This is a genomic window from Psychrobacter sp. JCM 18901, assembly GCF_000586435.1.
GTDB lineage: Bacteria > Pseudomonadota > Gammaproteobacteria > Pseudomonadales > Moraxellaceae > Psychrobacter.
In genome coordinates, this window is record NZ_BAWH01000016.1 from 55756 (window position 1) to 81802 (window position 26047).

At 44.1% G+C, this 26047-nt stretch carries 31 protein-coding genes and 4 pseudogenes; 22 read left to right on the top strand and 13 right to left on the bottom strand.

What is annotated here, in order from left to right:
* Positions 1 to 325 precede the first annotated feature (325 nt).
* From TT11_RS11740 to TT11_RS11755, 4 genes are all read right to left on the bottom strand, one after another.
* Positions 326 to 811: an META domain-containing protein gene (locus TT11_RS11740; protein ID WP_261870577.1), complete on the bottom strand. Its 486-nt coding sequence runs from the start codon at positions 809 to 811 to the stop codon at positions 326 to 328.
* 357 nt (positions 812 to 1168) lie between these two features.
* Positions 1169 to 1609: a lipase secretion chaperone gene (locus TT11_RS11745; RefSeq protein WP_261870578.1), complete on the bottom strand. Its 441-nt coding sequence runs from the start codon at positions 1607 to 1609 to the stop codon at positions 1169 to 1171.
* A gap of 2 nt (positions 1610 to 1611) precedes the next feature.
* A complete protein-coding gene (locus TT11_RS11750) occupies positions 1612 to 2277 on the bottom strand; it encodes a hypothetical protein (RefSeq protein WP_261870579.1) in 666 nt (221 codons plus the stop codon).
* 46 nt (positions 2278 to 2323) lie between these two features.
* Positions 2324 to 3400, bottom strand: coding sequence for a triacylglycerol lipase (locus TT11_RS11755; RefSeq protein ID WP_057758519.1), 1077 nt, complete (start codon positions 3398 to 3400; stop codon positions 2324 to 2326).
* 317 nt (positions 3401 to 3717) lie between these two features.
* Between TT11_RS11755 and map the strand changes: the two are divergent.
* From map to TT11_RS11790, 7 genes and pseudogenes are all read left to right on the top strand, one after another.
* A pseudogene (gene map / locus TT11_RS11760) lies at positions 3718 to 4512 on the top strand (type I methionyl aminopeptidase).
* 499 nt (positions 4513 to 5011) lie between these two features.
* Positions 5012 to 5320 carry a hypothetical protein gene (locus tag TT11_RS11765; RefSeq protein ID WP_261870580.1) on the top strand — a complete coding sequence of 103 codons (309 nt, stop codon included), beginning with the start codon at positions 5012 to 5014 and terminating at the stop codon, positions 5318 to 5320.
* Positions 5262 to 5600: a nucleotidyltransferase domain-containing protein gene (locus tag TT11_RS11770; RefSeq protein WP_261870581.1), complete on the top strand. Its 339-nt coding sequence runs from the start codon at positions 5262 to 5264 to the stop codon at positions 5598 to 5600. The genes TT11_RS11765 and TT11_RS11770 overlap by 59 nt, the downstream gene beginning before the upstream one ends.
* 7 nt (positions 5601 to 5607) lie before the next feature.
* A pseudogene (locus tag TT11_RS11775) lies at positions 5608 to 5958 on the top strand (bifunctional uridylyltransferase/uridylyl-removing protein); the annotation flags it as partial.
* 612 nt (positions 5959 to 6570) lie between these two features.
* Positions 6571 to 6753, top strand: coding sequence for a hypothetical protein (locus TT11_RS11780; RefSeq protein WP_261870603.1), 183 nt, complete (start codon positions 6571 to 6573; stop codon positions 6751 to 6753).
* 76 nt (positions 6754 to 6829) lie between these two features.
* The gene (locus TT11_RS11785; protein ID WP_261870582.1) at positions 6830 to 7390 is read left to right on the top strand and encodes a hypothetical protein; all 561 of its coding nucleotides are present in this window, start codon (positions 6830 to 6832) and stop codon (positions 7388 to 7390) included.
* 59 nt (positions 7391 to 7449) lie between these two features.
* Complete coding sequence (locus TT11_RS11790) at positions 7450 to 7770, top strand: ACT domain-containing protein (protein ID WP_261870583.1); 321 nt, start codon at positions 7450 to 7452, stop codon at positions 7768 to 7770.
* A gap of 104 nt (positions 7771 to 7874) precedes the next feature.
* Here the strand turns inward: TT11_RS11790 and TT11_RS11795 are convergent, their stop codons facing one another.
* Both TT11_RS11795 and TT11_RS11800 read right to left on the bottom strand, forming a co-directional pair.
* On the bottom strand, positions 7875 to 8195 hold the full coding sequence (locus TT11_RS11795; RefSeq protein ID WP_261870584.1) for a hypothetical protein: 321 nt from the start codon (positions 8193 to 8195) through the stop codon (positions 7875 to 7877).
* Between the two features lie 7 nt (positions 8196 to 8202).
* A complete protein-coding gene (locus TT11_RS11800; protein WP_261870585.1) occupies positions 8203 to 8547 on the bottom strand; it encodes a DUF2458 domain-containing protein in 345 nt (114 codons plus the stop codon).
* Positions 8548 to 8809: 262 nt separating this feature from the next.
* Here TT11_RS11800 and dapC point away from each other — a divergent pair, with 262 nt between their 5' ends.
* From dapC to TT11_RS11860, 12 genes and pseudogenes are all read left to right on the top strand, one after another.
* Positions 8810 to 10030, top strand: a complete 1221-nt coding sequence (dapC, locus tag TT11_RS11805; RefSeq protein ID WP_261870586.1) for a succinyldiaminopimelate transaminase — start codon at positions 8810 to 8812, stop codon at positions 10028 to 10030.
* Between the two features lie 270 nt (positions 10031 to 10300).
* A complete protein-coding gene (locus TT11_RS11810; RefSeq protein ID WP_261870587.1) occupies positions 10301 to 11221 on the top strand; it encodes a cyclic nucleotide-binding/CBS domain-containing protein in 921 nt (306 codons plus the stop codon).
* A 64-nt stretch (positions 11222 to 11285) separates the two neighbouring features.
* Positions 11286 to 12176: pseudogene (locus tag TT11_RS11815) on the top strand (DUF294 nucleotidyltransferase-like domain-containing protein).
* An 82-nt stretch (positions 12177 to 12258) separates the two neighbouring features.
* On the top strand, positions 12259 to 12864 hold the full coding sequence (locus TT11_RS11820) for a 3'-5' exonuclease (RefSeq protein WP_261870588.1): 606 nt from the start codon (positions 12259 to 12261) through the stop codon (positions 12862 to 12864).
* Between the two features lie 151 nt (positions 12865 to 13015).
* On the top strand, positions 13016 to 13654 hold the full coding sequence (locus TT11_RS11825; RefSeq protein WP_261870589.1) for a hypothetical protein: 639 nt from the start codon (positions 13016 to 13018) through the stop codon (positions 13652 to 13654).
* Positions 13651 to 14025: a D-alanyl-D-alanine carboxypeptidase gene (locus TT11_RS11830; RefSeq protein ID WP_261870590.1), complete on the top strand. Its 375-nt coding sequence runs from the start codon at positions 13651 to 13653 to the stop codon at positions 14023 to 14025. Before TT11_RS11825 ends, TT11_RS11830 begins: the two co-directional genes overlap by 4 nt.
* Positions 14026 to 14175: 150 nt before the next feature.
* Complete coding sequence (locus tag TT11_RS11835; protein ID WP_261870591.1) at positions 14176 to 15075, top strand: D-alanyl-D-alanine carboxypeptidase; 900 nt, start codon at positions 14176 to 14178, stop codon at positions 15073 to 15075.
* 133 nt (positions 15076 to 15208) lie between these two features.
* Positions 15209 to 15625 carry an ABZJ_00895 family protein gene (locus TT11_RS11840; protein ID WP_261870592.1) on the top strand — a complete coding sequence of 139 codons (417 nt, stop codon included), beginning with the start codon at positions 15209 to 15211 and terminating at the stop codon, positions 15623 to 15625.
* Positions 15626 to 15810: 185 nt separating this feature from the next.
* A complete protein-coding gene (locus TT11_RS11845) occupies positions 15811 to 16359 on the top strand; it encodes a DUF421 domain-containing protein (RefSeq protein ID WP_261870593.1) in 549 nt (182 codons plus the stop codon).
* Between the two features lie 84 nt (positions 16360 to 16443).
* A complete protein-coding gene (gene rlmH / locus TT11_RS11850) occupies positions 16444 to 16932 on the top strand; it encodes a 23S rRNA (pseudouridine(1915)-N(3))-methyltransferase RlmH (RefSeq protein WP_261870594.1) in 489 nt (162 codons plus the stop codon).
* A gap of 84 nt (positions 16933 to 17016) precedes the next feature.
* Complete coding sequence (locus tag TT11_RS17335; protein ID WP_261870595.1) at positions 17017 to 17301, top strand: hypothetical protein; 285 nt, start codon at positions 17017 to 17019, stop codon at positions 17299 to 17301.
* Complete coding sequence (locus TT11_RS11860; protein WP_261870604.1) at positions 17196 to 17906, top strand: class III extradiol ring-cleavage dioxygenase; 711 nt, start codon at positions 17196 to 17198, stop codon at positions 17904 to 17906. Before TT11_RS17335 ends, TT11_RS11860 begins: the two co-directional genes overlap by 106 nt.
* 107 nt (positions 17907 to 18013) lie before the next feature.
* Here the strand turns inward: TT11_RS11860 and TT11_RS11865 are convergent, their stop codons facing one another.
* The 7 genes and pseudogenes from TT11_RS11865 to TT11_RS11895 form a co-directional block, all read right to left on the bottom strand.
* On the bottom strand, positions 18014 to 18688 hold the full coding sequence (locus tag TT11_RS11865; protein WP_261870605.1) for an amidase family protein: 675 nt from the start codon (positions 18686 to 18688) through the stop codon (positions 18014 to 18016).
* Entirely contained in the window at positions 18585 to 18815 is a 231-nt protein-coding gene (locus TT11_RS11870) for a hypothetical protein (protein WP_261870607.1), read from the bottom strand. The genes TT11_RS11865 and TT11_RS11870 overlap by 104 nt, the downstream gene beginning before the upstream one ends.
* Positions 18800 to 18943: an amidase family protein gene (locus TT11_RS17340; protein ID WP_370587841.1), complete on the bottom strand. Its 144-nt coding sequence runs from the start codon at positions 18941 to 18943 to the stop codon at positions 18800 to 18802. Before TT11_RS17340 ends, TT11_RS11870 begins: the two co-directional genes overlap by 16 nt.
* Positions 18927 to 19433 (bottom strand): amidase family protein, encoded by a 507-nt coding sequence (locus TT11_RS11880; RefSeq protein ID WP_305079984.1) that lies wholly within the window; start codon positions 19431 to 19433, stop codon positions 18927 to 18929. The genes TT11_RS17340 and TT11_RS11880 overlap by 17 nt, the downstream gene beginning before the upstream one ends.
* A 326-nt stretch (positions 19434 to 19759) precedes the next feature.
* Positions 19760 to 21757 (bottom strand): annotated as a pseudogene (locus TT11_RS11885) (DNA translocase FtsK); the annotation flags it as partial.
* A 257-nt stretch (positions 21758 to 22014) separates the two neighbouring features.
* A complete protein-coding gene (locus TT11_RS11890) occupies positions 22015 to 22893 on the bottom strand; it encodes a DNA translocase FtsK 4TM domain-containing protein (RefSeq protein ID WP_261870606.1) in 879 nt (292 codons plus the stop codon).
* A complete protein-coding gene (locus TT11_RS11895; protein ID WP_261870596.1) occupies positions 22883 to 23092 on the bottom strand; it encodes a DNA translocase FtsK 4TM domain-containing protein in 210 nt (69 codons plus the stop codon). The genes TT11_RS11890 and TT11_RS11895 overlap by 11 nt, the downstream gene beginning before the upstream one ends.
* Positions 23093 to 23679: 587 nt before the next feature.
* Between TT11_RS11895 and trxB the strand changes: the two genes are divergently transcribed.
* Genes trxB through TT11_RS11910 form a run of 3 tightly spaced genes read left to right on the top strand, consistent with a single transcriptional unit; the run spans position 23680 to position 25974 of the window.
* Positions 23680 to 24702 (top strand): thioredoxin-disulfide reductase, encoded by a 1023-nt coding sequence (trxB, locus tag TT11_RS11900; RefSeq protein WP_261870597.1) that lies wholly within the window; start codon positions 23680 to 23682, stop codon positions 24700 to 24702.
* Positions 24703 to 25509 carry a leucyl/phenylalanyl-tRNA--protein transferase gene (aat, locus tag TT11_RS11905; protein ID WP_261870598.1) on the top strand — a complete coding sequence of 269 codons (807 nt, stop codon included), beginning with the start codon at positions 24703 to 24705 and terminating at the stop codon, positions 25507 to 25509. It begins immediately after the preceding gene.
* 30 nt (positions 25510 to 25539) lie between these two features.
* On the top strand, positions 25540 to 25974 hold the full coding sequence (locus TT11_RS11910; protein ID WP_101204974.1) for a MerR family transcriptional regulator: 435 nt from the start codon (positions 25540 to 25542) through the stop codon (positions 25972 to 25974).
* The last annotated feature ends 73 nt before the right edge of the window (positions 25975 to 26047 follow it).

A 26047-nucleotide genomic window follows, 5' to 3' on the forward strand; every position in this document is an offset into this window, starting at 1 on the left:
ATAGCGTCATATCCAACAGAGCTTGATGATAAAAGTCTTATAAATATCTAAAAAAAAGCGATCGTTATCGACATAAATTCAGAGACACCACCATCAATTTAAAAAAATCAAAGATATTACAGAAACATTACTCTAGTGTAACCTAAACTGGACTAAATTTTGGATAAAAAAAATGCCCCACTTGATAGCGAGGCATTTTGCGTTTCAAGAAGAGTAGCTTTAAATAAGTAACTTTAAATAAGTAACTTCAGACGAGCAACTCTAGAAAAGTAGTTACAATTGTTTAAGTTTACGAACCAGTCAAACTGTTTACTCAATTATTAAGCTACTTCGCAACGGCTTTAAAATAAGCGACTTGAGCATCATTTTTAATGGTCAAAATAGGCACATTGTTGACATTCTTACTAAGGCTATATTTACCTTTTACAGTAGCTAAGGCAGCAGTATCAAAGCTAGCTTGCGGTTTAGGACATGCCATCATAGTACTGATGCCGTTTTTAATCTCGACTTCACCATTTGCAACACTATATCCAGCACCCATGTTATTGCAGGTATTCATAAATGCCACGTAATCTCTACCGTTATCATTCATGAAACTTAACGTCAAAGGCTTGGCTGGGTCAAAAAATAATTGCGTTACTTTATCACCATTGCTGCGTTTGGCATCAACTAGTTGCCAGTTGTGTGCTTGCAAGACATCTGCAGTGATTGGTTGACTGACTGGCGCAGACAAATTCGTCGTCTGACAACCCGCAGCAAGTGTACCAACTGCCAATGTCGCGGCCATCATTACTTTAGTCGTGTTCTTCATATCAACTCCTCGCTTTATTGCATCCGATACTTTTACTAAACACACTATCTGCATGCGCCATCAGCGCTAATAGACAGGCGATAAGCTCTAATAAACATAGTAAAAGCTCAGATTTATTATGATTCATTTATTGTTTTATTTAATGCTCTAAACAATGACAATATTGTGCATGACTCACAGGGAGGTGTCATCATAAACTGGGTAGTTATTCGGAATGCATTTTGTACTACTTTGCTAATATCTTGCTACTTGCCCTTGCCAGTACCTAAGTGAGCTGCTAACTATAATCTTGCTCACTCTATCTATCCGTATCAACGATGATTATTGATGGTTATTGACGATAGCTAGTGACAGTAATTAGGGATTATTGACAGCTTGCTGTCGTTGCAATGCCGCATAACCATCCAAACGCTTACGCTCAGTGTCATTAAATAGTTGCTGTTCAAGCTGATTGATTTGAATTTGCGCTTGGGCGGCATCGACACCTTGACTTAATAAGCGATTCTTTTGAGTTTCATACTGGGTGAAGCGTTGGTTAAAATTAGCGTCTTCTTGATCTACTTGTGCCAGCCTTTCTGCTGCTGGTGCGCCCACTAGCTCTCGGCGCATATTATATAACTCCTCGGCCGTTGCACCGCGAGCTTTCATCTGTTCAGTGCGAGTCATCAACTCGCTAATATTGGCTTGTTGCATGATATTGCTTTTAGTAGCATTCTCTGGCAATCGACTGATATAGTCCTGACGGGTAGCTTGTTTCTGTGCGTCAGACATCTGCTTATTTTGGTCAATTCTGACCATCTCTATACTATAGTTATCGTAGTCATCCTCTGCGCCAAAAAAAATGCTGTGATGGTTGGCTTATCAAAGTACTGCTGACGTAAATTAGCGATGTCTTGTTTTTGCTGAGCAACTGCGTTCAAGTCCAGCTCACCACTTTTGGTCGCCTGTAATTGCAGATTACCGTAGCGCTTTTCTATCTCAGGAAGTGCTTTAAGATAAGCAACATATTGATTAAAAATAGTGACCGCTTGGCTAGCGGCAGGCTCTGGTGTGTGATGGCGAATATAACTCTCCACACGGGCAAATATAACCGCTTCTTCTTCCTCACCTAGGGCTGATAAAAAATAATCAAACAAACGCCGCAGACCTTCAGTGACGACTAACTGTTTATTTTCATCGATGATGATTTCACCATCAATTTGGGTGCCCTTTAATGAGCGTGGTAAATTTTCTAATCCTGTGACAAATTGAGACTGGCTGGGTGTCATTGTCGCTTTTACGACTTGTCCCGCAGCCAACTCAGTTATCACTGACTCGCTACTCTCATTATCAGAGACGGACGGTTTGGTTGAAGTTGAATTTACATCGTTACTAGGCTTGAACCACAAAATAACCGCCGCTGTGGCAATGATAACCACGGCGATGATAGCAATTGTTGCATAGGCTGGACGGCGGTTATTTGACATAAACGATATTTCTCAATCAATGAACATTCTTGTTTTGTAGTTCAGCTTATAGGTTGGCGTTTTTCAGACGGTTTACCTGGGTACGATAGATAGATTTTGGCTCAGACTCTCCCCATGCCGTCAGACCCAAGACTTGATCAGCGGAATCCAAATGGTTCATTCTATAATTATCACGAATCACATAGCCAAGACGACTTGAGCAAGCAGATACCAATCCATCATTAGACTCACCTGCAAACGGTACGCCCGTCGCGGCCAATAGGTAATCGCTAGGGTCAAGTGCACTCGTTATTTGCCCAACACCACTAAACGAATAGTATTTGATGCCATTGACCGCCGTACTAGTCGGTTGACCACAGTAGTTTTTGGGCATTGCTGCAGGAAATTTGGCATTGAACTTAGCAGCACCATCGGTCGATAGAGCCACGAGCGCTTGCCAGCCATCTTGTTGTTGAATTTGATTGAAACTTATACCAGAACCAATATCTGTAAAGCCACCAATCAGATTAAACACGCCTGATACTAGCTGGGTGGTGACATTAGATGGCTGTCCAGAAGTATTATTTGGCTCAAGGACATCTTTAACAAAATCAGCGGTTTTTGATCCTTGCTCTGGACTTGATACCGCGGTTACTGAAGCCACGTACTTTGGCGCGACGCCAGCGACATAACGGATATCTATACCGCCCTGACTGTGTCCAAACAAATTGACTTTAGATTCACCTGAAATCGCGGCAATGGTCTTGACCTGTTGTAGCAGTTGCTCACCTCGAACTTCGCTGTTATTGACCGCTGACGTTTTGGTGGTATATACCTCTGAGCCACCTTTCATCAAGTCTTCTGGAATACCGTTGAAATAATCAATGACTCCAAATAGCGTTGTGAAGCCGCCAAGCCCGTGTGCTAAGACGACCGGATATTGAGTTTTAGTGTAACTAGAAGTGAAATATTTACTGTCCACCAACTTGCAACCGTTAGCATTGGCACAATTATAGTATTGTCCTGCAGCTTGAGCAGAAGTGGTTTGCATGGTCATTAGAAGCACACCAGCACTGATTGAACCCAGTATTGGTAACAATGTCTTTGGTGTGAGAGCTGCACGAATGTACAAAGAAAGCGTCATAACAACATCCTTGTTATCATTGATTTGGTTATTTTTACTGCACAACTACAGTAAAAATTGCTGCTAATTCCGTTAGCAGGCAAAATTACATTACTTATATATCCTGCAACATTCAACTAATTTGTCAAAATATGAATATATTAGTCTGACTAATGAGTCATATAAGCCCTTACCAAGCTGTAAAGCAATTATTTTCAATGATAATGATAGGTACACTATCACTTAACGTAAAAGTGTCACTAGTACGTTTATGGTATAATCTATCTACAATGAACCCATAATTATAAGATATACGATGATGACTAAAAAAATCCCTTATCCAGTCTCCAGAAGCCATAGAAAAAAATGCGTGTGGCCGGTAAACTCGCTAGTGATGTCCTTGTCATGCTCGACGAGCATGTCAAAGTGGGCGTCAGTACCGAAGCACTTAATCAGATTGCCCATGACTATATTGTTAATGTGCAGCAGGCTATCCCTGCCCCACTTAATTATAATGGTTTTCCGAAATCTATCTGTACCTCAGTCAACCATGTTGTCTGTCACGGTATCCCAACTGAAAGCAAGCTGCTGAAAGATGGTGATATTATCAACATCGACGTGACTGTCATTAAAGACGGTTACTATGGCGATACCTCAAAAATGTGGATCGTCGGCAACGGCTCTATCATGGCACAGCGTATTTGCAAAGTGGCACAAGACGCCCTTTACGCAGGTATGAGCGTGGTCAAAAACGGTGCACGCCTAGGTGATGTCGGCGCTGCTATTCAGGCCGTTGTCGAGCCTGAGCGCTTTAGTATCGTTCGCGAGTTCTGTGGTCATGGTATCAGTGATGAATTCCACCATGAGCCACAAGTCATGCACTATGGCAAAAAGGCACTGGTTTTGAGCTAAAAACAGGTATGACGTTTACCATCGAGCCTATGATTAACCAAGGCACGTGGCAGACTAAGATTTTGCCAGATGAGTGGACGGCGATTACTAAAGACCGCAAATTGTCTGCTCAATGGGAGCACACCATGGTCGTAACAGACAATGGCTGTGAGGTATTTACTACTCGCCCCGAAGAAGATTTAAGTTTTTTTGACGCAGTAGTACAATCAAAGATCGCTTAGGCGGTCTTTTTTTGGTCTTTAATTAGGGCGTGTTTGATATTCAACCATGGCACTGACAGAGACTATTTTTTAGACAGTTCGACGTTAAAAATAGTAAGTTTAGCCATTCTAACCGTCGATTTTTAACAATGAAATGGCAAAAAAAATAGCCCTGTCTCCTTCTACTAATATTGGAGCTGAGGCTAAAACTGCCCCATACTGCGTTGTAAACCTAGTTAAGGCACAAGCATTACCGTCGTTTTACGCCTTGTCTAAAACAGTTTTAGCAATCAGCAGTGCCTATTTGTGAATATCAAACACGCCCTAGTCCATATTGAGTATTGTGCTTATAGGCGCTTTGTCTTTATACTCAGATGACCTGATAACTTCTATTGATATATTTATCAGCACCTTTATTGATAATTGCTATTCGTGACTTTTATTAGCCATCAGTACATTAGATGCCCAATAGCGCTCAGCTCAAACGTTCTATTTCTAAACTCTTAACTGGATAACACTCATGTTTAATTGTGATATCGCCTCTGTTGATTTGACGCCTTTACCGATACTACCAAGTGAGGTGGCGACAGACTCATCCCCACTATCAGCCAAAAATGTGACAGACAAGAATCTACTTGGCATTCCTGAATGGTTGGCCCAGATCAACGACGATATCAGCCGCTCACTAGAACGCGGCACCAATATTCGCCAACTGGTTGCAGCACGCGCTTGCGCTATCGACAGCCTATTGATTGCATTATTCAAATGGTTTGAGTTGGATAAAACTGATTTGGCATTTTTTTGCGACTGGTGGCTACGGGCGCGGTGAACTATCGCTCTACTCAGACATCGATATTTTGCTCCTGGCTCCTGGTGAAATAGGTACTGATGCCAGTAGTAAAATCGACAAACTGGTCGCTCTACTATGGGATATAGGACTAGAGCCTGCGCTCTCTGTACGTAGTGTCAATGATGCGCTAGAGGCCGCGCTTGATCATACGATTGCCAGTGCTCAGCTAGAGGCTCGACTCCTAATTGGTAATGAAGCATTGCAAGACATGCCCGCTCAAATCGTCAATAAACAGTGGTCTCCGCGCGCATTTTTTTGATGTGAAAATGGAAGAGTCCAAAGCGCGTTACTTGCAGCACAATGCCACCGAGTACAACCTTGAGCCCAATATCAAAACAGCGCCAGGTGGGCTACGTGATATCCATATCATCGGCTGGGTCACTAAGCGTTATTTTCGCGTGAGCAAGCTATATGATTTAGTGCAACAGAACTTTTTTGACCGAAAAAGAATTTGATGAGTTAAGTTTTGCCGAAGGCTACTTATGCAAATTCGTCATTACTTACATGTACTGACGGGCCGTAATGAAAACAAGCTGTTGTTCGATTATCAACGCGAGATTGCTCAGCTAATGGGCTACGAGACCCAGCCTGATGACCAGCCTAATGCTGCGGTCGAACGGTTTATGCGTGACTATTATCGCTGTGCGATGCAGATATCAACACTGTCTGAGATGCTGACCAATCATTATTATGAAACGATCATAGAGCCGCAGCTGCCTGACGATGAACGGCCAAAAAAACAGCCTATAAATGCACGATTCAACCGTATTGGCAACCAGATTGCCATCGCCCATCATCGAGTGTTTGCACAGCACCCTGAGTCTATCTTAGAGATGTTTTTATTGATGGGTCAGCATGGCATCGATAAAGTTCGCACCCATACTTTGCGCGCACTCAAAATTGCCGCACGCGGCATCGATCAGATATATAGAGACAACCCTACGCACAAAGCGTTGTTTTTATCGAATTTAAAAGAACAAAACTACCTGTTTCATCGTCTACGTACCATGAATCGCTATGGGGTATTGGGTAACTATATTCCTGCGTTTGCGCAAGTTACTGGCCTTATGCAATATGACTTGTTCCATCGTTATACGGTAGACGCGCATACTTTATTTTTAATTAGAATCTTGCATCGATTTACAGATCCAACCTTCCATGAAGAGTTCCCTCTAGTCAGCTCTATCTTTCAGCGTATCGAGCGTAAAGAGATTTTGGTGCTGGCAGCGATGTTCCATGATATTGCTAAAGGCCGTGGCGGTGACCATAGTGAACTTGGTCAAACCGAATCGATTGAGTTTTGCTTATCGCATGGTATGAGCTTGGCGGATGCAAACTTAGTAGGCTGGCTCACACGCTATCACCTTCTCATGTCGATTACTGCACAGAAAAAAAGATATCTCAGACCCTGAAGTAGTCACTATTTTCTCTGATCTCATTGGTAATGTGACTCATCTAAACCATCTATATGTACTGACGGTGGCTGATATGAATGCGACCAACCCACAGCTATGGAACAGCTGGCGGGCGACTCTCATGAAACAGCTATACTCACAAACGCGGCGCATCTTGCGCGCTGATATCGATGCGCCCACCAATCGTCAAGATATGATTAGCGCCACACGCAAGCAAACGTTGACGATGCTAGATAATGTCAATAACCAACATATGAACCGCGATGAAGTATTGCGTCTATGGGATGACTTGGGCGATGAGTATTTCTTGCGAGAGATTGCAGAAGATATCTTATGGCATACTGAAGCTATTTTAAATCACCCACCAATTGGATTGGCTTCTAATGCTGACAGTCCACCATTGGTCGTTTTGCGTGAGCATCGCGAATTGGCGCTTGATGCGGTACAGGTCTTTGTTTACACCCAAGATCAGATGAACCTGTTTGCCGTTACCATGGCAGTATTTGATCAGATGAATCTCGACGTTTTAGATGCACGCATTATCACAGCGACCCGTGACTTTGCTTTGGATTCTTATGTATTGCTAGATCCTAGTGGCACATTGTTGTTGATGAAGACAGTCAACAAGAGCTAAAACAACGCTTAATTGACTCATTCAAAGACCCTACTGTACTTAAACTGACGAACAAGCGTATGCCGCGTCAGTTAAAACACTTTGAAGTAAAAACGGTGATTAACTTCGAGTTCAATGAAGCATCAGACCAGCACATCATGAGCTTAGAAACGCTTGATCAGCCGGGGCTATTGGCGCGAGTTGGACAAGTGTTTTTGCAAGAGCAAATCGAAGTTCATGCTGCGCGTATTACTACTCTAGGTGAGCGTGCTGAGGATATGTTTTATATCAGTGATCAAAACGACAAGCCACTCTCACCTGATAGACTTGAAGCATTAAAGGCAGCACTATTAGCGAGTCTTACCGTTCAGAAAGACAATAACAGCTTAGCTTATAGTTGAGGGGAGTTAAATAGCTATTTTTAGATAGTTATAAGCTTTAGAAACTTATTTGGTAGGTATTATAAAAGCACGTTTTAGGACGTGCTTTTATTTGTCATGGGCTTCTATAGCGTACTTCTATAAGTTATCTCGCTAGCATGTTCATTCAGTTCATCATCAGCAAGCTCTGGCGGCAAAACACCTACTTCAGGTGGTTGCTGCTCCATGATTAATCGTCCAGCGTCGACTTCTTTTTGTAGCAGACATTGCAAGCTTGCTAGGTGAAACTGTCCGTCTAGATAATCATCTAACGCTTCCAAAGAGATAGGCGACTTGGCATGTACATCAGGATACAGGCTATCCTCTGCCAGAATAATCATCTCATTGAGCGCCTCTTCGCGCATTAGCTCGTCGTTGTCTATTTTGCGCTGGAGTTTGTTTTCCAATTGGCCTTTAGCAGCAAGTGCACTGACAAAAAAATATGGTCTGTATCACAAATAAAGAGACGTATTGCCATAGCGGTAATGAAATACCAAATATATTATTGAGCAGCATCAAGGCCATTGCCACTACTACGTAGCCGACCAATTGCCATAATAGCCACATAATGAGGCTGTTTTCACCATACCAGAACATTTTCTTTTCTTGACGTTCGATCAGTTGTTGGCGCGCTTGCCACCAGCTCTGTTCACGCTCTTTGAGCAGCTTATACAGGTTCGAGCGCTGCAAACTGTTATCAAGTTTTTCATTATTGATATCTTTAGCGATGAGATCATCATTATTTAGCACACTAGACATATCAAACTATCCTTAAAACGATCTACCACGTTTGTGATGTAGTCATTTTTTTATATTGTTATAGGTTATAAATTATGAAAGGTTCAAAAGACTTTTGAGCGACTACCTATTTGGTAGTCATACAATAAAAAGCTTACGCTTGGTAAATGCCTATTCACGATATAAGAAGAAAAGGACAAAAAATTAGAGAAGTGCTACACTGCTCTAATGTAAATTTTCTTTATAACTTTATTATTAATTGTCTATTATAGTTATCACACTTATGAATCACAACTTAAAGCATCTACATCCTTATCCATTCGCCAAGATGGCAACATTACTTGCCGATAGCAAGCCTGCCAACGGTTACAGTGAAATAAAGCTCGGTATCGGTGAGCCAAAACATGAGCCCTCTGCATTTGTGCTGGACGTCCTACGCGAAAACTTGGACAAAATAAGTCGTTATCCGACTACAAACGGTATGTTTGAGCTGCGCCAAACCATCGCCCACTGGTTAGAGAAACGGTTTTTTCTAAATCACGTTGATGCCAATACTCAAGTATTACCAGTAATGGGCACACGTGAAGCGATTTTTAGCTTTGTACAAGCGGTCGTTGATCATGATGTAGCTGACAAAGAGAGCAATTCTTTAGCGTCTGATACATCGCCTACGGTTATCATGCCCAACCCGTTTTATCAGATATATGAAGGCGCAGCGATACTGGCACAGGCAACGCCTTACTTTGTCCCTTGTACATCAGATAATGGCTATAAAGGTGACTATCGCGCGGTGCCAAAAGACGTTTGGATGCGTACGCAGCTATTGTTTGTCTGTAGTCCAAACAATCCAACAGGCGCCGTCATGACAATGGATGACTGGGAATACCTTATTCGTCTGTCAGATCAGTACGGTTTTATTATTGCCAGTGACGAGTGTTATAGCGAGCTGTATTTTGATACAGCTCCGATTGGATTGCTCCAAGCCTGTGCGGCCCTTGGTCGCCGTGATTTCAAAAACTGTATCGTGTTCCACTCTCTATCCAAACGTTCAAACCTACCGGGTTTGCGCTCTGGATTTGTGGCCGGTGATGCCAAAATTTTGCAGGCTTATTTGCAATATCGTACTTACCAAGGTTGTGCGATGCCGATACCACATCAGCTCGCCTCTATCGCTGCGTGGCAAGACGAAAAACACGTCGCTCATAATCGCGCGCTATACCAAGAAAAGTTTGCCCTATGGATGTCTGAGCTTGGGGAATTGCTAGAGTTACGTATGCTGATGCTGGGTTTTACTTTTGGGTCAAAGTGCCTGAGCAGTTCGATGGTGATGATGAAATCTTTGTCAAAGCGCTGTATGAGCAAGCCAATATTCATGCATTGGCAGGACGTTATTTGTCACGTGAAGTTGATGGTCATAATCCTGGACAAGGTTATGTGCGTATCGCTTTGGTCGCGAGTGTCGATGAGAGCCGAGAAGCAATCAGTCGTATCCGCAAATTATTAGGTGCTTAAAGCTAATTAGAAAAATCTAATGTAGCTGGAATAAATGTCGCAGTAGCAAAAAGCCTCCAATAACCCTATTTATATTGTGGTTATTGGAGGCTTTCTGGTTTATTAATGCTATAGTAAAGCCTCTACCGAAAATATGCCATCAAGGATGATGCCATGCCCCATCTTGATTTTAGCCAACCGCCTTTCGATGTATTGAGCTTAGCCGAGCGTCAAAGCATTAGAAAAAAACACCCAAATACGCTACCTTGCTAAAAGCGAGAGCTTGCCTGCAGAAGAGCTGCAATGTCTGTATGTGGTCATCAAAGGACAGATTGAGCAGTCACTAGATTGTGAATTTGTCGCGTCCTATGTCGGTAGCAATCACGCTGACGGTCTGAACAATAATGATTGGTTTGATAGTCGCCGCCTGCCTGAATCACTTACCAAGGACAATCAGTTAGAGCCTGAAAGTACACCTATACAACCCTATCAGTTCCGAGCCAGTGAAGAGACGTTACTGCTCCAAGTCGCTGGTGATGCTATCGATAAAATCAGCGCGCAAAATCATCTGGTACGCCAAATGCTATCAGACAAACTGCCTGAACGATTAAAAGCATTGCGCCAACGACGTCATAACAAAACGCTAGATCCTGCAAGCTATACCAACCAACAAGAAGTACAGCAAATCATGCTGCAACCAGTGATAAATGTTCATCTGTTACCAGTGCATATCGTCGATGCCAATAGCAGCTTGTACGAAGCGGCCCGTATCATGACCAAAGCTGGATTAAAACATGTGCTGGTCAGACCGATACATAGCTTAGAGGGTTTAAATGATGTAAATAGTTCAAATGATTTAGATAGCTCACAAACAGCGCAACTTGAGACAAGATTACTCTTAGGGATTTTGACCGATACTGATATTTGTCGCGCGGTAAGTGATAAACAAGATCCTGCTACTACTCCTTGCCAGCGCTATGCTAATTTTAATCTGCGTACGATCAAAGCCAGTGATGAGATTAGCGATGCGCTGCTGACCATGACTCGCTACCGGATTCATAGACTACCAGTCATTGATAAGAGTGGCGATGTCGTTGGTGTGCTTGGGCAAAGCGATATGCTCGCTCACATTGGTCATCACTCACAGCTCATTAGTATTCAAATCGAACAGGCGCAGGACTTATCAGCTAGATACCGCTGTTGAGCTGATCGGCCGCTATATTCGGGCACAGCATCACAATGGTGTCAAAATCGGCAATATCAGTCGTATGGTACAGACGCTAAATGCGCAAGTATTTACCAAACTCTGGCAGCTGATCGTACCTGATGAAGTGATGGCCAATACCTGCCTTATCGTTATGGGTTCAGAAGGGCGCGGTGAGCAAATCATGCGTACCGATCAAGACAATGCGCTCATCATTCGCGATGGCTATACACACCCTGACCTAGCACAGTTCGCTGATACTTTTAATAGCTATTTAGCAACGCTTGGCTACCCACTGTGTGATGGTAATATTATGATGACCAATCCTATGTGGCGACAACCGCTCAAGCCATTCACTGCACAAATTAACCTATGGTTTAGAAATTCAGATCCAATGCATGGTATTTACTTGTCTGCGATATTAGATGCTGAATACGTCTGTGGCGATGAGTCACTGCTTACTCAAGTACGTCAGCATTTAAAGCTTGCTCATCAACAAGCAGATCCTATGTTTGTCAGGCAGTTTGCGCGGGCAGCGCTACAGTTTGGCGATGTTAATCAATGGTGGCAAAAGTTTGTCCCTTTACTAGGCGGCAAATCAGCATCATCTGATATTGACCTAAAAAAAGCCGGTATCTTTCCCTTGGTTCATGGCATCCGCACTTTAGCATTAGAAAACAATGTGCTCGACGTGCCTAGTACCAAGCGCGTTTAAAGGCATTGGTGCAGATTAATGCTATGACTCAAGAACGCGCCGATACTTTGCTTGAAGCCTTAGAGTTTTTTTATGGCTCAACGCTTATCTGTGGCGATCTCAACCGATGATAAGCATGCACGGCAAGTGGATCCAACGACTTTGACTGCACTTGAACGTGACCTGCTAAAAGAGTGTCTAGCCGTAGTCAAAAGCTTTAAGAATCAATTGCGTCAACACTATCAACTAGAAATCGCATAAATGTGGCAGTCTTAACACAGAGGCTTAATAAATACAGAAAAGTCTCAAGTATAAAAATAGCATATATGGATGAACGACTAATATGAGCTGGTTACAGCAGTTATCTTGCGCTTGGCAAAAGACGCAATTACAGCGTCCAGAGCTTGCCTCAATGTTTACGACACCTTCGGCTGAGCAGTGGGTAGCGATTGACTGCGAAATGACAGGATTGAACCCCAAGAAGCATCACCTGCTGTCTGTAGCAGCGATACATATTAATGGCAATATCATCGACACGGGTAATGGCATGCATTTAGTTTGCAGACCTCCTGTCATGCCAGACCGCGACACTATTGTCATTCATGGCTTGCGTACCGCCGATGTTGAACATGGCATGAGTTACGATGACATGTTGGCACTACTACTACCATTCATAGGTAATCGACCAATCGTTGGATTCTGCACACAGCTAGACATGGCTTTTTTAAATCCATTGGTCAAACGCTATATGGGAACCTCGCTACCAAACGAAGTCATAGACTTGCGGCACCTGTACAGTCGGCGTATCAGTGGTCACACACAAGGGCTTTCTGGACAAGCCCAACATCTAAATCGCATATTAGCCCATTACAATATTCCTGAACTGGGCGCGCATGATGCTTATAACGATGCTGTCATGACGGCGATGGCTTTTTTGCATGTGCGTTAGCAGCAAGTCATGCTCTCAGTTCAATCGATAGTTAGAGTTAGTTATCTAAATAAGGGCGTTGTTATTGCTAAAATTGTACTGCTGACATCGTGTGCGAAAACAGCAACTCATGTTACCATAGGCTGTTTTTGCCACCTGATGAAAGATGCTCATGCGATACCCTTCTAAACGCCGTTATTACTCTACTGCTGCAACCAAAATCACCACGCTTTGTCGTCATTTGCGACCGCTGAACCAACCTAATAAACGTCTATCTAGGTTAGCGTTATTGGCAGCGGTTATAGTCGCACCAATACAGGCACAAGCAGCATTGCCAGCAGCCATTCAAAAAGCCTTGGCACGTGCCGACCTGACAGAAGCGGATATCAGCATCGTGATTACACCTGTAGGTGACAAGACTGCCAGCCGTCTGCCTACTCCTATTCAAGTCATTGATAGTGATGAACCTGACAGCCAATCTGCAGCTACTATAATATCTGAACACCCAGTTACGAACGCCTCTACGGATACAAGTACCAGCGACCCGAGCCACCAGAACGTCTTAATTACCATAGAGCAGCGCACTATTGAGAAGCACGAGCGAAAGATACATACCTATACCGATGACCCTTATACTTATCAGAGCGTAGAGAGCATTCCAACGGTTATCCCTGACGAACCTCAGCATACACTTGATCAGAATGCCAAAGCCCAAGATACGGCAAGCAATAATAAAACCTCTATAAAGATTTCATTTTCGCCTTTGCTAGATCACCAGTCTGACATCCTCGTACGCCTGCCAGTACCATGAAACTCGTGCCTAGCTTTATCGCATTAGACACTTTAGGAGCGGATTTTGTATGGTATACACGGGTTTATCACACAGGTATTGTCATCGGCAACCGTCTACATGGTGACTTGATTATTCAAGGAAGTGGCGACCCAAAAATGACCCACGAGCGCTTAAAGCAGTTACTGTATAAAGTGCAAGCATCAGGTATTCATCATATCGATGGTGACATCATCATTGACAGCACGGTTTTTAATAATGTTAGTAAAGATCCTGCCGCCTTCGACAACTCACCGCTACGTCCCTATAACGCCAGCCCAGATGGGTTTTTGGTTAATTTTAGCACCATTGGTATCAAAACTTACCCTCAAATAATGGTCAAGCAAGTGTGACCTATAAGCCGCGGTTAGCAGACTATCAGCTGCCTGCTACAATCAATACCCGTGCAGCCAGTTGTGGGCAAGCAAGCTATAGCCTAGCGCCGCAGTGGCAAAATACGCAGCTTGTGTTAAATGCCAGTCTGCCAGAGAGCTGCGGCGAGCATGTTTTTTTACGTGGCGTATCCCAATGCCAAAGAGTTTGCGGCACACGTCATCGCTGCCAAATGGCAAGCGTTGGGGAATACTTTGAGTGGGCAGGTAATCTCGCAAGAAACCCCTTACGAGATTACCAAGACCACGAAACGAGCACACGGGCTTACGGCTATCGCGATGTCGCCTCTACCTATGGTCAGCTATCCGTCGTTGAATTTAACCGAGCAGATTCATGACATTAACCACTTCTCAAACAATGTCATGGCTGAGCAAGTGGCGCTATCTATAGGCGCTTACGATAAAGGAAGGCTGACTCATCCAATACCTTCTAGCACAACTGCGACTAGTCCAAGCAGTCATGAAGTCAAAGCTAGTAATGAAGTCAAAGCTAGTAATGAGATGGATAATAAAGTAGCGGCTGTTAAATCTAGTGGCAAAAAGACTGATAGCTTATATCAGTTTGGCAAACCTACTACGACAGACTATCCTGCAGCCTTACAAACCATCAATCAATGGTGGCAAACCAACCTCAGTACGCCACCGCCACATTTGACCAACGGCTCAGGACTTTGCCGCGAGTGTACTATCACCGCCGCCAACCTAAGCGAGCTACTGACTTACGCTTATAGTCGACCAAATTTTGATGCCTATGTCGACTCGTTAGGGGTCGCTGGGGTTAGTGGTACTATTGCCGCCCATAGCGATCGCTTGCCTGAATCAACAGCCACTGGCCGCGCATGGATAAAAACTGGCACGTTAAATAACGTCACTTCAATGGCAGGTTATGTCAAAGGACTGTCAGGACAGGATTACGTTGTCGTCGGTATAATTAATACTAATCAAGCATTAAATCCTTATGCAGCGCGTCCCGTGTTAGATGCCATGCTCGACTGGACGGCACAGCGCTGATTTTAACGCTTTAAGACGTTGTATCATCCATACTCTATTTTTTACCTTTATAAAGGTTAGCTTATGTTACGCCAGACAACCAGTCTCAACAAACCCCAGACACTTGTACAAGTGCAGCCTAAACTGGCTCGATATGTTGGTTTTTTTTGCGATTGGATACATGCTTGCCAGTACCATATTTATGATGATACAGACCAAGCTTGCGCTCAATCCACAACTGGTCATGGTGGTTTCTATTCTTGTGGGTGCTTATATCGCTGTCAGTAAATTTATCAAACATCAGAAGCGAGCATTAGCAAGAGATGAGATTAATAAATTGATGTTTGGTGGGGTTGTGATTGTCTGGATGCTTACGGTCATTTATTTTTCAGCTATCTGGTTTTGGCTGTTTGATACGATAAGCCGTGAGGTACTGTTTGAGATGGCGATGCAGCGTCCACTGCCCCTGCTTTCATCACTAATGCTGATGCTGGTTCTCACTCTGGTCAGTGCGCGAATCAGCCTATGGTCTATCAATCGATTATTAGACCCTATACGCAAATCAACGTAAGTACAAACCATCATCTACAAGGTGCTACAAAGTTTTCCCCTGCTAATGCGTAAAATCCGTTAGGCTAAGTTTAGGGCGCGTCATTATTTTAAGAATAGTACTAAAAATGAGACAAAGTAAGACGCGCCCTAGTAAGTAGTATTTTAGCGATGACTTGTTTTACCTTTATAATAGGAGCGAACATTATGGACATGATCTTTTTTGACAACATAGACAAGCTTGGTCGTATTGTTTTGACGACTGTTATGGTTTACGTGTTGATCGTGACAGTCACCAAAGTCTCTGGCAAACGCTCGACGTCGCAGCTCAATAACTTCGATTGGATCGTGACGGTCATGATCGGCTCGTTGGGTGCCAGTACAATTCTGCTCAAGGACATTCCCTTTGTTGAAGGGGTATCGTCTATTTTAGTATTGTACCTATTGCAATTTGTGGTGACCAAATATGCGTCTGTTTCACCGCAATTTAGTAACTTTATTTTATCAGAGCCGCGTATCGTTTTTTATCAAGGGCAGTTTTTGCCAGATGCCATGCGTGATGAGCGCTTGACGCGACAAGAAATCGAATGTGCCATGCGTACTGAAGGGATTAATAGCTTTGATGATGTCGAAGCCATTGTCTTTGAGTCTGATGCAAAGCTGACTGTCATTCCAAAGCCAAGCCAAAGTGATAAGAGCGACGATGATCAAAGCGCAAGTAGCAACGTATCAGAGACGATTAATCCTCTGATGTAAATTGCAGACAATGAAGAACGAGCGATACAACTATTAAGAACACGGCCTAATAAGCTTGAATTCAATTATCGAGATGTAAGCATTATGAAAGTAAGGATTTTGACCGTTGGCAATAAAATGCCTAGCTGGGTACAGACGGGTTTTGACGAATATTACAAACGCATTCAACCGATGCTAAGCACAGAAATTGTCGAGATTGCGGCAGCCAAGCGGGCAAAAAATCCTTCAGATGCTAATTTGGCACAGTACCGTGAGCAAGAAGGTCAGGCTATATTAGCCGCTCATAATGCATCAAGCCGTGAGCAATTATGGGTGCTAGATGTCAAAGGCAAGATGATTTCGACCGAAGGACTGGCTGATAAGCTCGCTGATGGCATGCTACAAGGCGATGATATCGCTTTGGTCATCGGCGGCGCAGATGGCGTCTCACCAGAAGTATTGGTAAAGGCCGATGCAAAGTTATCACTATCAGCACTGACATTGCCGCATCCGCTAGTACGCGTCGTACTCATGGAACAACTGTATCGCGCGATGAGTATCAACAATAATCACCCTTATCACCGTGGTAATTAAATAAAATACTAAGCTATTTTTTTGATTTAAAACATCAACCCGAAAATAGATTGAAAAACTGGCGCACGCCCTAATAAATGCAACATGAAATATCCAAAACGTGCGACACCTAACGCCTCTAAGCCCACTCATCAACGTGATGACCATCATAGTGTGCAGACGCCTATCACAGCGGCTGCCGCATGGGAAAATACGTCTGATGTAGCGACGAATACATCTAGCTACCAGCGCTATTTATCTCGCATGGCGCGCCTACGCTTGCAATTGAGCAGTCTGCGACGACCAGTGCACTGGCACGTATCGGTCAAAACCTACCTAAGCCACGAGCCATCGTCATTATGTCAGCGCACTGGCAGTCAGCAAAGCTAGAGATTAGTAGTAATCCACAGCCAAAGACGTGGCATGACTTTTCAGGATTTTCGCCTGAACTTTACGACATTCAGTATCCTGCTATAGGCCAGCCAGCGCTGGCTGAGACACTTGCTCAGCAGCTGACCGCACGTGGCATTACTTGTAGTGTCAATCCAGTACGTGCCTGTGACCATGGTGTTTGGGCGCCGCTCAGACATCTGTATCCAGAAGCCGATGTACCTATCGTACAGATATCACTGCCACAGCATTATGACAGTATTGCCTGCTATCAATTAGGCGCACAATTGGCACATCTACGTGATGAGCAAATTCTCGTCATTGGCTCAGGTAACATTACGCATAATTTGCAAGCATTGCGCTGGGAAGCTGACAGCATCGATCAAGCAGCCAAAACGTTTAAGCAATGGTTGTTGCAGCAGCTCAAAATAGACATTCCCACGGCGCTCGACTGGCAGCAATACCCAGACTACAAGGACATTCATCCAAGTGATGAGCACTTGCTACCGCTGTTTTTTGCATTAGGTACTGGTCAGCGTGTCTCTGTCGTTCATCAAAGTATGGCTCATCATAGTTTGGGTATGGACATCTATCGCTTTGATTGAGTGCTAACAATCCAAACCATAGAATTCAATCCTACTTCTCAAAAGCGTGTTTGGTAAATAAACCTGCACGCTCCATCTCGCCCGCCACACTGAATAATGTCGCTTCATCATTCATGCGCCCGATTAACTGCATACCAATCGGTAGGCCTTTTTTTGCTCATACCAACGGGTACTGACATCGCAGGTAACCCCGTAACATTACCCAATAGCGTAAAACCCATTTTACCTAGTACAGGGGCACTGAGCTTCTCAATCATGCCTGAGCTAAAGGCATATCTACCCATATTAAAGCCCTTGTTAAGCACATCGGCGCTACGCATCATTATCTCATCCATACGGCTAGGCGGTAGCACACCATGCTTTACCGCAGGCGTAGGAACGGTCGGGCACAAAATCATATCGTAGTCTTCTAGTAATAGACCCGTTTGATACTGGCTATGATGCCAGCCATGTTTAGCATGTGCCAAATCAACCGCTGACAGTGAGCGCCCAAGCAGTGCCATATTATAGGTTTGTGGCTCTAGGTTTTTGATCTGGTCAGCCCCAAATTCACGCTCGATGTTATCAATCGTAAAAGCAGTATGCGCGCAGACCACAACGATAAAGTCATGCCAAAACTGCTCGATATTGATTTTTGGCTCGGCTGGTACTACTTCATGACCCATAGACTCTAATTGTTTAGCCGTTTGCACAAGTACCGCCAACACCTCTTTGTCCACTGTCGTATTGGCTATCAAAGGCTGCTGATGCAAAGCAATTTTTAGCTTTCGCGGTGCACGCATTGCCGCTTGCAAAAAAAGTACCGTCTGGCGGAGCTATAACGTAAGGGGCACCAATCTCTGCTCCGCTAGTGGCATCTAGCATCGCCGCACTATCGCGCACTGAACGCGTAATCACATGGTCAGCCACGGCCCCCTCCCAGCCTTCACCAAGATTAGGCCCATTGGATTACGTCCGCGGCTTGGCTTTAACCCAAACGTACCGCACCAAGCAGATGGAAAACGTATCGAGCCGCCACCATCACCGCCGCCTGCCATCGGGACAATACCGCTCGCAACTGCTGCTGCACTGCCCCCTGACGAGCCGCCAGAGCTGTAGCCTTTTTTTAAAAGGATTGTGAGTAGCGCCATGCGCTTTTGGCTCAGTGGTGATAATCAAACCAAACTCAGGCGTATTCGTCTTGCCAAAGGTATTAACGCCTGTCGCTTTCATCCGCTTGACGATTTCGCTGTCTTTTTCTGAAATGATATTGACGCTGCGACTGCCCATCGTAATGGGCTCGTCGGCAAAGCTAAATGACAAATCTTTTAGTAAATATGGCACCCCAGTAAATACACCTGAAGGCAAACCTGCCTGCGCGGCATTGTAAGCGCGCTCATCAAAACGATGCACGATGGCATTTAGCTTAGGGTTGATTTGATTGGCTTGATGGACAGCAGCGTCTAGCAACTCCTTCGCGCTGACCTCACCTGAATTGACCAATGCCGCTAAGGCTAACCCATCATACTGAGTATATTCTTTAAACATAACCAACCTTCCTTGGAGAGTAATTTTATTAAGACTATGTAGCACGCATACTTTCTAAAACTAATGACTATTTTTTCATAAACTCCTGTCAGTTTAGTATAAAAAAACCGTGCCTGATATTTGATAAACGGACTCGTTAGTCATCTGGATGGTTTAAGTAATTAATGAGCCAATATACGAATCTACTCTTCGAGCCCTAGAACATACTGAATAATAAGAGCTTACTTCTAAACCCACAATTTATAAAAGTATTATTAAGTTTCTTCCATAAAAAAAACGAGCCATTCTCATGACTCGCTTTTTCGTTATCAACTTAAGAATTAATCCTACATTAATAGTTCACGTTTGCCACTTTTGCCCATCGAGCTAACCAATCCAGCTTCTTCCATAGAGTCGACGATACGCGCAGCACGGTTATAGCCGATGCTGAATTTACGTTGAATGCTTGAGGCAGACACTTTACGTGTTTCCATGATAAAGGCCACGGCATCATTATATAAATCATCATCTTCACCAGAGGCATTGGCTGTACTACCACCGCCTGGGCTAGATAATTCAAAGTTACCTGCCATATTATCAATATAGTCAGGGGCGCCGCGCTCACGCCAAGCGTCACAGACACGGTTAACTTCTTCGTCACTAACGTAAGCCCCATGCACACGATCTGGCTCGATTTGCCCTGGCCCTAAGAACAACATATCGCCGTTACCCAGCATATCCTCTGCACCGCCACTATCCAAAATCGTACGTGAATCGACTTTTGAGTTGACTCGTAGTGCCGCACGTACAGGAATGTTTGCTTTAATCAAACCTGTAATGACATCGACTGATGGACGCTGAGTAGCTAGCATTAAATGAATACCAGCAGCGCGCGATTTCTGCGCCAAACGTGTGATGAGCTCTTCGGCCTGTTTACCGACCTGCATAATCATATCGGCGAACTCATCCGCGACAATGACAATCATGGGTAGTGTTTTTAGCTTGGGTGCTTGGCTAATACTTACGCTGTCATTTGGTCGCCATAGAGGGTCGAGCATAGGATTGCCTGATTTCTCCGCCGCGATGACTTTCTTATTAAACTCATTGAGCTTACGAACCTTTAGCAAACTCATTAGCTGATAGCGACGTTCCATCTCGGCCACACACCATGACAAGCTACTGGCCGCTTCCGTCATATCGGTAACTACTGGCGTTAACAGATGCGGAATATCATTATAGTTAGCAAGCTCTAACTGCTTTGGATCAATCAAAATAAGACGAAGCTCATTGGGCGTATATTTAAGTAGCATCGACAATAGCATCGAGTTGACCAATACTGATTTACCAGAGCCTGTGGTACCAGCGACCAGCATATGCGGCGCACGTGCAAGGTCAGTAATGATTGGGTTACCACCGATGTCTTTACCCATTGCCATGCTAATCTGCGCTTTAGGGTCTTTGAACGTTTCGGTGTTGAGCAGTTCAATCAAACGTACCATTTCACGTTTCTTGTTAGGTACTTCGATACCGATGTAAGGCTTGCCTGGAATCACTTCGACCACACGCAAAGAAGCCATCGATAGTGAACGCGCTAAATCACGTGAGATGCCTGTCACTTTACTAGCCTTCACTCCAGCAGCCAGCTCTACTTCAAAACGGGTGACGACAGGCCCTGGGATAGCATTAACCACAGAGGCCTTTACATTAAATTCTTGTAGCTTAATTTCTAGCAACTCAGACAGTTTTTCAAGCTCAGCCACAGTGTAGCTAGGCTTGCGGTCAGGATCAGGCTTATCCAATATAGACACTTCTGGAATAGGTGTTAGACTGCTGCGATAAGCTGCTGTTTGCATCGAGCGTGATTTCTGACTGAAGGCTGCGTCATCACTAATATGCGGCATGACCGGTACATTGGTGTCGTCATCACTGTCGTCCTCTGGCATCATATCAGTGATATGGTTGCTGCTATCGCCCTCTGGGACAGCAAAACTAACAGATGGTTGCACAGGCGCTTTCTGATCAGGCTGTACATTTGAGACTGGGCTAGTTACTTCCACCGTTGGCGCTGCTTTTGGATTGGCAGGAGGCGTATTGGTTGGTGTCATGTCTGACACATCTGACACATCTGGTAATGCAGGCTCAGTCTCTACTGTTATCGGAGCAACTTCAGACTCAGGGGCTACTGCTATTTTTTCAGTATGTGGCAACTCTACAGGCGTATCAGACGATTGATTGGTTAAATCCTGTGCAAAGCTAATAGGCTCTTCTACGATAGGTTCTGGAGTCTTCTCTTGTACTATTGGCTCAGCTGCTACGGTTTCCTGCACAGGCTTAGAGTCTTCATACGTTTCTACAACAGATTCTGTAGGTTCTGATATATCAGCATGCTCTGCCAACCATGCTTCTGCCAACTTATCTACTTCCGCAGTTTCATGTGTCGTAGAGATTTTAGGCTCAGCAGATTCAATGACTGGCTGACTGGCTAAATTACTACTCACTGACTCATCAACTGATGACTGAGCTAGTAGTTCTTTATCATATATAACTGGTTGAGCAGCCGCTTCCTTCGTGGTAGTTACTATAGTAGCAGGTACTGCTTTCTCTAACGATGCTGTGGTACTAGTACCGTTTGGGAATAGTTGGGTACAGGCATAGCCGAGCTGTCCATGCCATTAGCACTGTAAGCCATCTGCTCACTTGCAAGTAAATCATCGACCGTATTGGCATCATTCCACGCAAAGCTTGGCTCAACTTTGCGAGCAATAGGTGCAGTCAAGTTTGAGGCTAATGGCTGAACTGTATTGTTGACCGTATTGTCAGTAGAGTTATTAATCGAGCCTGTATCGATATCTACCTGATCACCTTTTGAGCTATTGGATGTCGCCGCTGCTTTTGCTGCGATGACAGAGGCTTTGACACTATCTGCCAATCCTGATGTTGCCAAAAAGTCTGACAAGACACTACCGAAACGCCCACTACTGCTGACGTCTTGAGTACCGCTATTATTTTCCGCAGACTGTAACTCAAGTGGCAGTTGCTCATGCTCTACTTTTTTATCTACCGACTCATCTAAGCTCTGGGTATCATCTTGTGATGCAGTGCTCGGTTCAGTAGCGTCGATAGCATCCTGACTTTTTACACCTGAACCAAGCCACGACAGCGCACGAACCTTTTGATATATCGTCATCCAATGGATATTAAAGGCAAACGTAGCGGTAATCACAACAAATACTGCTAAGAAAACCACACTCCCCCACTGAGATAGTAGCTGTGCCAAACGCGCTTGTAGTTCTAGCCCGATGATACCACCAGCGACGCCTTCGAGGCCGATGGCGTCAGGGTTCGTGACTTGTTGAACTAGAGAGACCAATTGTGCAAACAATGCGCTAGCACTTAATAGTAAAAACACATAAGCGACCAATCGCATGAGCCAAAACGTTGGCTTGTTTTCCCACCAAATTAGGATAGATTCATAAACCACAAATGCCAAAAACCACCAAGCACCAAACCCAAAAAAAGCTATAAAGCAAATCGGATAACCATGCGCCTGCCTCGCCGCCCATATTATTAATCGTGGTCATATCACTACTGATGTGCGACCAGCTAGGATCGTTGCCTGTATAAGTCATCAAAATGACAAACAGATAAACGGCCAGTATTAACCCAAGGAGGGTAAACATTCCCTTTTTTTAAATACTCAATAAGCGGTGCTGATATCACGTAAGATCTGCCTTGTTATTAATACTAAATGGTCGCCAATGCATGACTAAGCCTAATCATGCTGACATAAAGTGTTGACATAAATGTACCGAGCGAAGTGTTTGTTTGGCATGTGCCGATCATAGAGCCTTGAAACAACCGTTATCGCTTGGCTCCTACTACACTTGGCATAACTTCTTATAATAACAAATACATAGGTGCAGTGGCGACAGTCTTATCAAGAAAGCGTGTAAGAAAGTAAATCAGTAGACACTTTGCGTAAGAAAACAGCTGGTTAGCGAAACACGAGTGGCAAAATATGGCTAGCTGTATTGCCTAAATTCTATAAACTAGTCTCTGCTTTTGCACTTATGTTCCAAAGTTATTTATTCTTTGATTCTAATGATACCTGTGTTTGTTTTAGCAAACTTGCACTTTGTGCGCTGTGCCCTTATGTTATTATCACACAGCAATTAGAAGAAGCATATTCGTAGTCATTTTTGATATTCGTCTTTTATTATATTTATAACTTACATTTTTAATTCGTATATTTAGCAAGGAACAACTCATGGCAACTGACACTACTGCTCCACGTCACGAAAAGCTCATTATTTTAGGCTCAGGCCCTGCTGGCTACTCTGCGGCAGTTTATGCAGCACGCGCTAACCTTAAGCCAGTTATGGTTACTGGTATGGAAGTCGGTGGACAATTAACCACCACTACCGAAGTCGACAACTGGCCAGGCGATGCGCATGATTTGACAGGTCCTGCATTGATGGAACGTATGAAAGCACATGCAGAACGCTTCGGTACTGAACTGGTCTACGATCACATCAATGAAGTAAACCTAAATGAGCGTCCTTTTCAATTGACAGGTAACAACGGTAGCTATACTTGTGATGCGCTCATTATCTCAACTGGTGCCTCTGCACAGTACTTGGGACTAGAGTCAGAAACCAAATTCAGAGGGCTTGGTGTATCAGCCTGTGCCACTTGTGATGGTTTCTTTTATAAAAACCAAAAAGTTGCGGTGATTGGTGGTGGTAATACAGCGGTTGAGGAAGCTTTGTACTTATCTAATATTGCGTCTGAAGTGACCTTAGTACATCGCCGTGACAGCCTACGCTCTGAAAAGATCCTGCAAGACAAGCTATTTGAAAAAGCCAAGAATGGTAATGTCAAAATCGAATGGAACCACCAAGTAAAAGAAGTAGTCGGTGATGACATGGGCGTCAATGGCGTCATCATCGAATCAATGATTGATGGCAGCACCAAACAACTAGACACAATGGGTATGTTTGTCGCTATTGGTCATAAGCCAAATACTGACTTGTTCAAAGGTCAATTAGACATGAAAGATGGCTATCTGATTGTTAATAGTGGCTTGAATGGTAATGCCACTCAGACCAGTATTGAAGGTGTGTTTGCCGCAGGTGACGTAGCCGATCACGTTTACCGTCAAGCCATCACTTCTGCTGGCACTGGCTGTATGGCTGCGCTAGATGCTGAAAAGTACTTGGACGCACTGGGCAAAATCGTCGCTCGTGATCACACTTACGATTCAACCCTAACTGCAGATAAAGAAGCCTAAATGGGCAACTTTACTCAACAACACGATAAATACATTACGCCTGAGACTTTAAAAAGTCTTGGGCGTTATGACTTTCCTGATCCCATTTCCATAGATCCTGATGGTATTGGCATTGTCGCTATGGGGGGTGATTTAGCGCCTGAAACGCTGATATCAGCCTATGCTCAAGGACTATTTCCTTGGTTTAACGAAGATGAGCCTATTGCTTGGTGGTGTCCTGAGCCGCGTTGCGTGATTGTCCCCTCTGCCTATCAACCGAGCAAGTCTCTACGTAAGCAAGCAAATCGCGAACGTTGGCAAGTGACGCTTAATCAAGCTTTTGACGATGTCATACATGCCTGTAGCTTACCGCGCAGTGATGGCCTTAATGACAATCATCCCGAAGGTGAGCATACTTGGATTCATGATGAGATGATCGAAGCTTATACCAAATTGCATGCGCAAGGCTTTGCTCATAGCATTGAAGTTTGGGACGAGGCAGGTCAACTGATTGGCGGATTATACGGGTTAAAAATAAACGGCATCTATTTTGGTGAATCAATGTTTCATCGAGCATCTAATGCATCAAAGCTAGCGTTTTGGGGTCTGATGCGCCTGTGTGAGCAAAGTGATGTCGCACTCGTTGACTGTCAGCTACCGAACGATCATTTAATGAGTTTAGGTGCGACTACTTTACCGCGTGCTGATTTCCTAGCTCAGCTAGACAACCTGATTGGCAGCCAGTCTGTGCCATGGCAAAAGCACTCTCATAAACCGTTAGCGGTATCGTTACTAGATAGCGAATCGCCGTGGCAACTAGAGTTATGATTGTCATAGCGAAAAAAATAAGAGGTTATTATGGCACTTGATACATCGTTTCTATTGATTGGAGAGCTAGCAGCAAAAGCCAATACGACCAAAGATACGGTTCGCCATTACGAGCAATTAGGCCTACTAAAATCTCGCAAGCGTCAGGCAGGCTCACGTCTATATACCGAATTTCATCCAGAATGTATCGAACGCATAGAGCTGATCAAAAGCGCGCAAGCTATTGGCTTCACCCTTACTGAAATCAAAAACAGCTTAAACGACTATTACGATGGTCACTTGGATATTGATTCGCAGCTTGTACTAACACAGCAAAAACTAGAACAGGTTAAAAAACAGCAAGCCAATATCAGCATAATGGTGGAGTTACTGAGCGAACGCTTGGATATTTTAGGTCGAATGAAAGCCGATAGTGATTATCAGCTTGATGTGGAAGTCTGTAAAAAGAAAATTCCTTTGCAATAAAGGGGAGTTTCCTAAAAACTGTGTAACTGCTTATAATCCACTAACCGGAGAATAAGCAATGACTAACCAAAAC

Bases quoted from the DNA above. Each gene is read 5' to 3' on its own strand.
- TT11_RS17335 (WP_261870595.1), top strand. From the start codon at position 17,017: ATGAAATATCCAAAACGTGCGACACCTAACGCCTCTAAGCCCACTCAT.
- TT11_RS11750 (WP_261870579.1), bottom strand. From the start codon at position 2,277: ATGTCAAATAACCGCCGTCCAGCCTATGCAACAATTGCTATCATCGCC.
- TT11_RS11910 (WP_101204974.1), top strand. From the start codon at position 25,540: ATGGCACTTGATACATCGTTTCTATTGATTGGAGAGCTAGCAGCAAAA.
- TT11_RS11895 (WP_261870596.1), bottom strand. From the start codon at position 23,092: ATGTTTACCCTCCTTGGGTTAATACTGGCCGTTTATCTGTTTGTCATT.
- TT11_RS17340 (WP_370587841.1), bottom strand. From the start codon at position 18,943: ATGGCAGGCGGCGGTGATGGTGGCGGCTCGATACGTTTTCCATCTGCT.
- TT11_RS11765 (WP_261870580.1), top strand. From the start codon at position 5,012: ATGTTTAATTGTGATATCGCCTCTGTTGATTTGACGCCTTTACCGATA.
- TT11_RS11830 (WP_261870590.1), top strand. From the start codon at position 13,651: ATGAAACTCGTGCCTAGCTTTATCGCATTAGACACTTTAGGAGCGGAT.
- TT11_RS11780 (WP_261870603.1), top strand. From the start codon at position 6,571: ATGTTCCATGATATTGCTAAAGGCCGTGGCGGTGACCATAGTGAACTT.
- TT11_RS11840 (WP_261870592.1), top strand. From the start codon at position 15,209: ATGTTGGTTTTTTTTGCGATTGGATACATGCTTGCCAGTACCATATTT.
- TT11_RS11880 (WP_305079984.1), bottom strand. From the start codon at position 19,433: ATGTTTAAAGAATATACTCAGTATGATGGGTTAGCCTTAGCGGCATTG.
- TT11_RS11740 (WP_261870577.1), bottom strand. From the start codon at position 811: ATGAAGAACACGACTAAAGTAATGATGGCCGCGACATTGGCAGTTGGT.
- TT11_RS11835 (WP_261870591.1), top strand. From the start codon at position 14,176: ATGTTTTTTTACGTGGCGTATCCCAATGCCAAAGAGTTTGCGGCACAC.
- TT11_RS11865 (WP_261870605.1), bottom strand. From the start codon at position 18,688: ATGCGTGCACCGCGAAAGCTAAAAATTGCTTTGCATCAGCAGCCTTTG.
- aat (WP_261870598.1), top strand. From the start codon at position 24,703: ATGGGCAACTTTACTCAACAACACGATAAATACATTACGCCTGAGACT.
- TT11_RS11800 (WP_261870585.1), bottom strand. From the start codon at position 8,547: ATGTCTAGTGTGCTAAATAATGATGATCTCATCGCTAAAGATATCAAT.
- TT11_RS11745 (WP_261870578.1), bottom strand. From the start codon at position 1,609: ATGGTCAGAATTGACCAAAATAAGCAGATGTCTGACGCACAGAAACAA.
- dapC (WP_261870586.1), top strand. From the start codon at position 8,810: ATGAATCACAACTTAAAGCATCTACATCCTTATCCATTCGCCAAGATG.
- TT11_RS11845 (WP_261870593.1), top strand. From the start codon at position 15,811: ATGGACATGATCTTTTTTGACAACATAGACAAGCTTGGTCGTATTGTT.
- TT11_RS11825 (WP_261870589.1), top strand. From the start codon at position 13,016: ATGCGATACCCTTCTAAACGCCGTTATTACTCTACTGCTGCAACCAAA.
- trxB (WP_261870597.1), top strand. From the start codon at position 23,680: ATGGCAACTGACACTACTGCTCCACGTCACGAAAAGCTCATTATTTTA.
- TT11_RS11785 (WP_261870582.1), top strand. From the start codon at position 6,830: ATGAATGCGACCAACCCACAGCTATGGAACAGCTGGCGGGCGACTCTC.
- rlmH (WP_261870594.1), top strand. From the start codon at position 16,444: ATGAAAGTAAGGATTTTGACCGTTGGCAATAAAATGCCTAGCTGGGTA.
- TT11_RS11755 (WP_057758519.1), bottom strand. From the start codon at position 3,400: ATGACGCTTTCTTTGTACATTCGTGCAGCTCTCACACCAAAGACATTG.
- TT11_RS11790 (WP_261870583.1), top strand. From the start codon at position 7,450: ATGCCGCGTCAGTTAAAACACTTTGAAGTAAAAACGGTGATTAACTTC.
- TT11_RS11820 (WP_261870588.1), top strand. From the start codon at position 12,259: ATGAGCTGGTTACAGCAGTTATCTTGCGCTTGGCAAAAGACGCAATTA.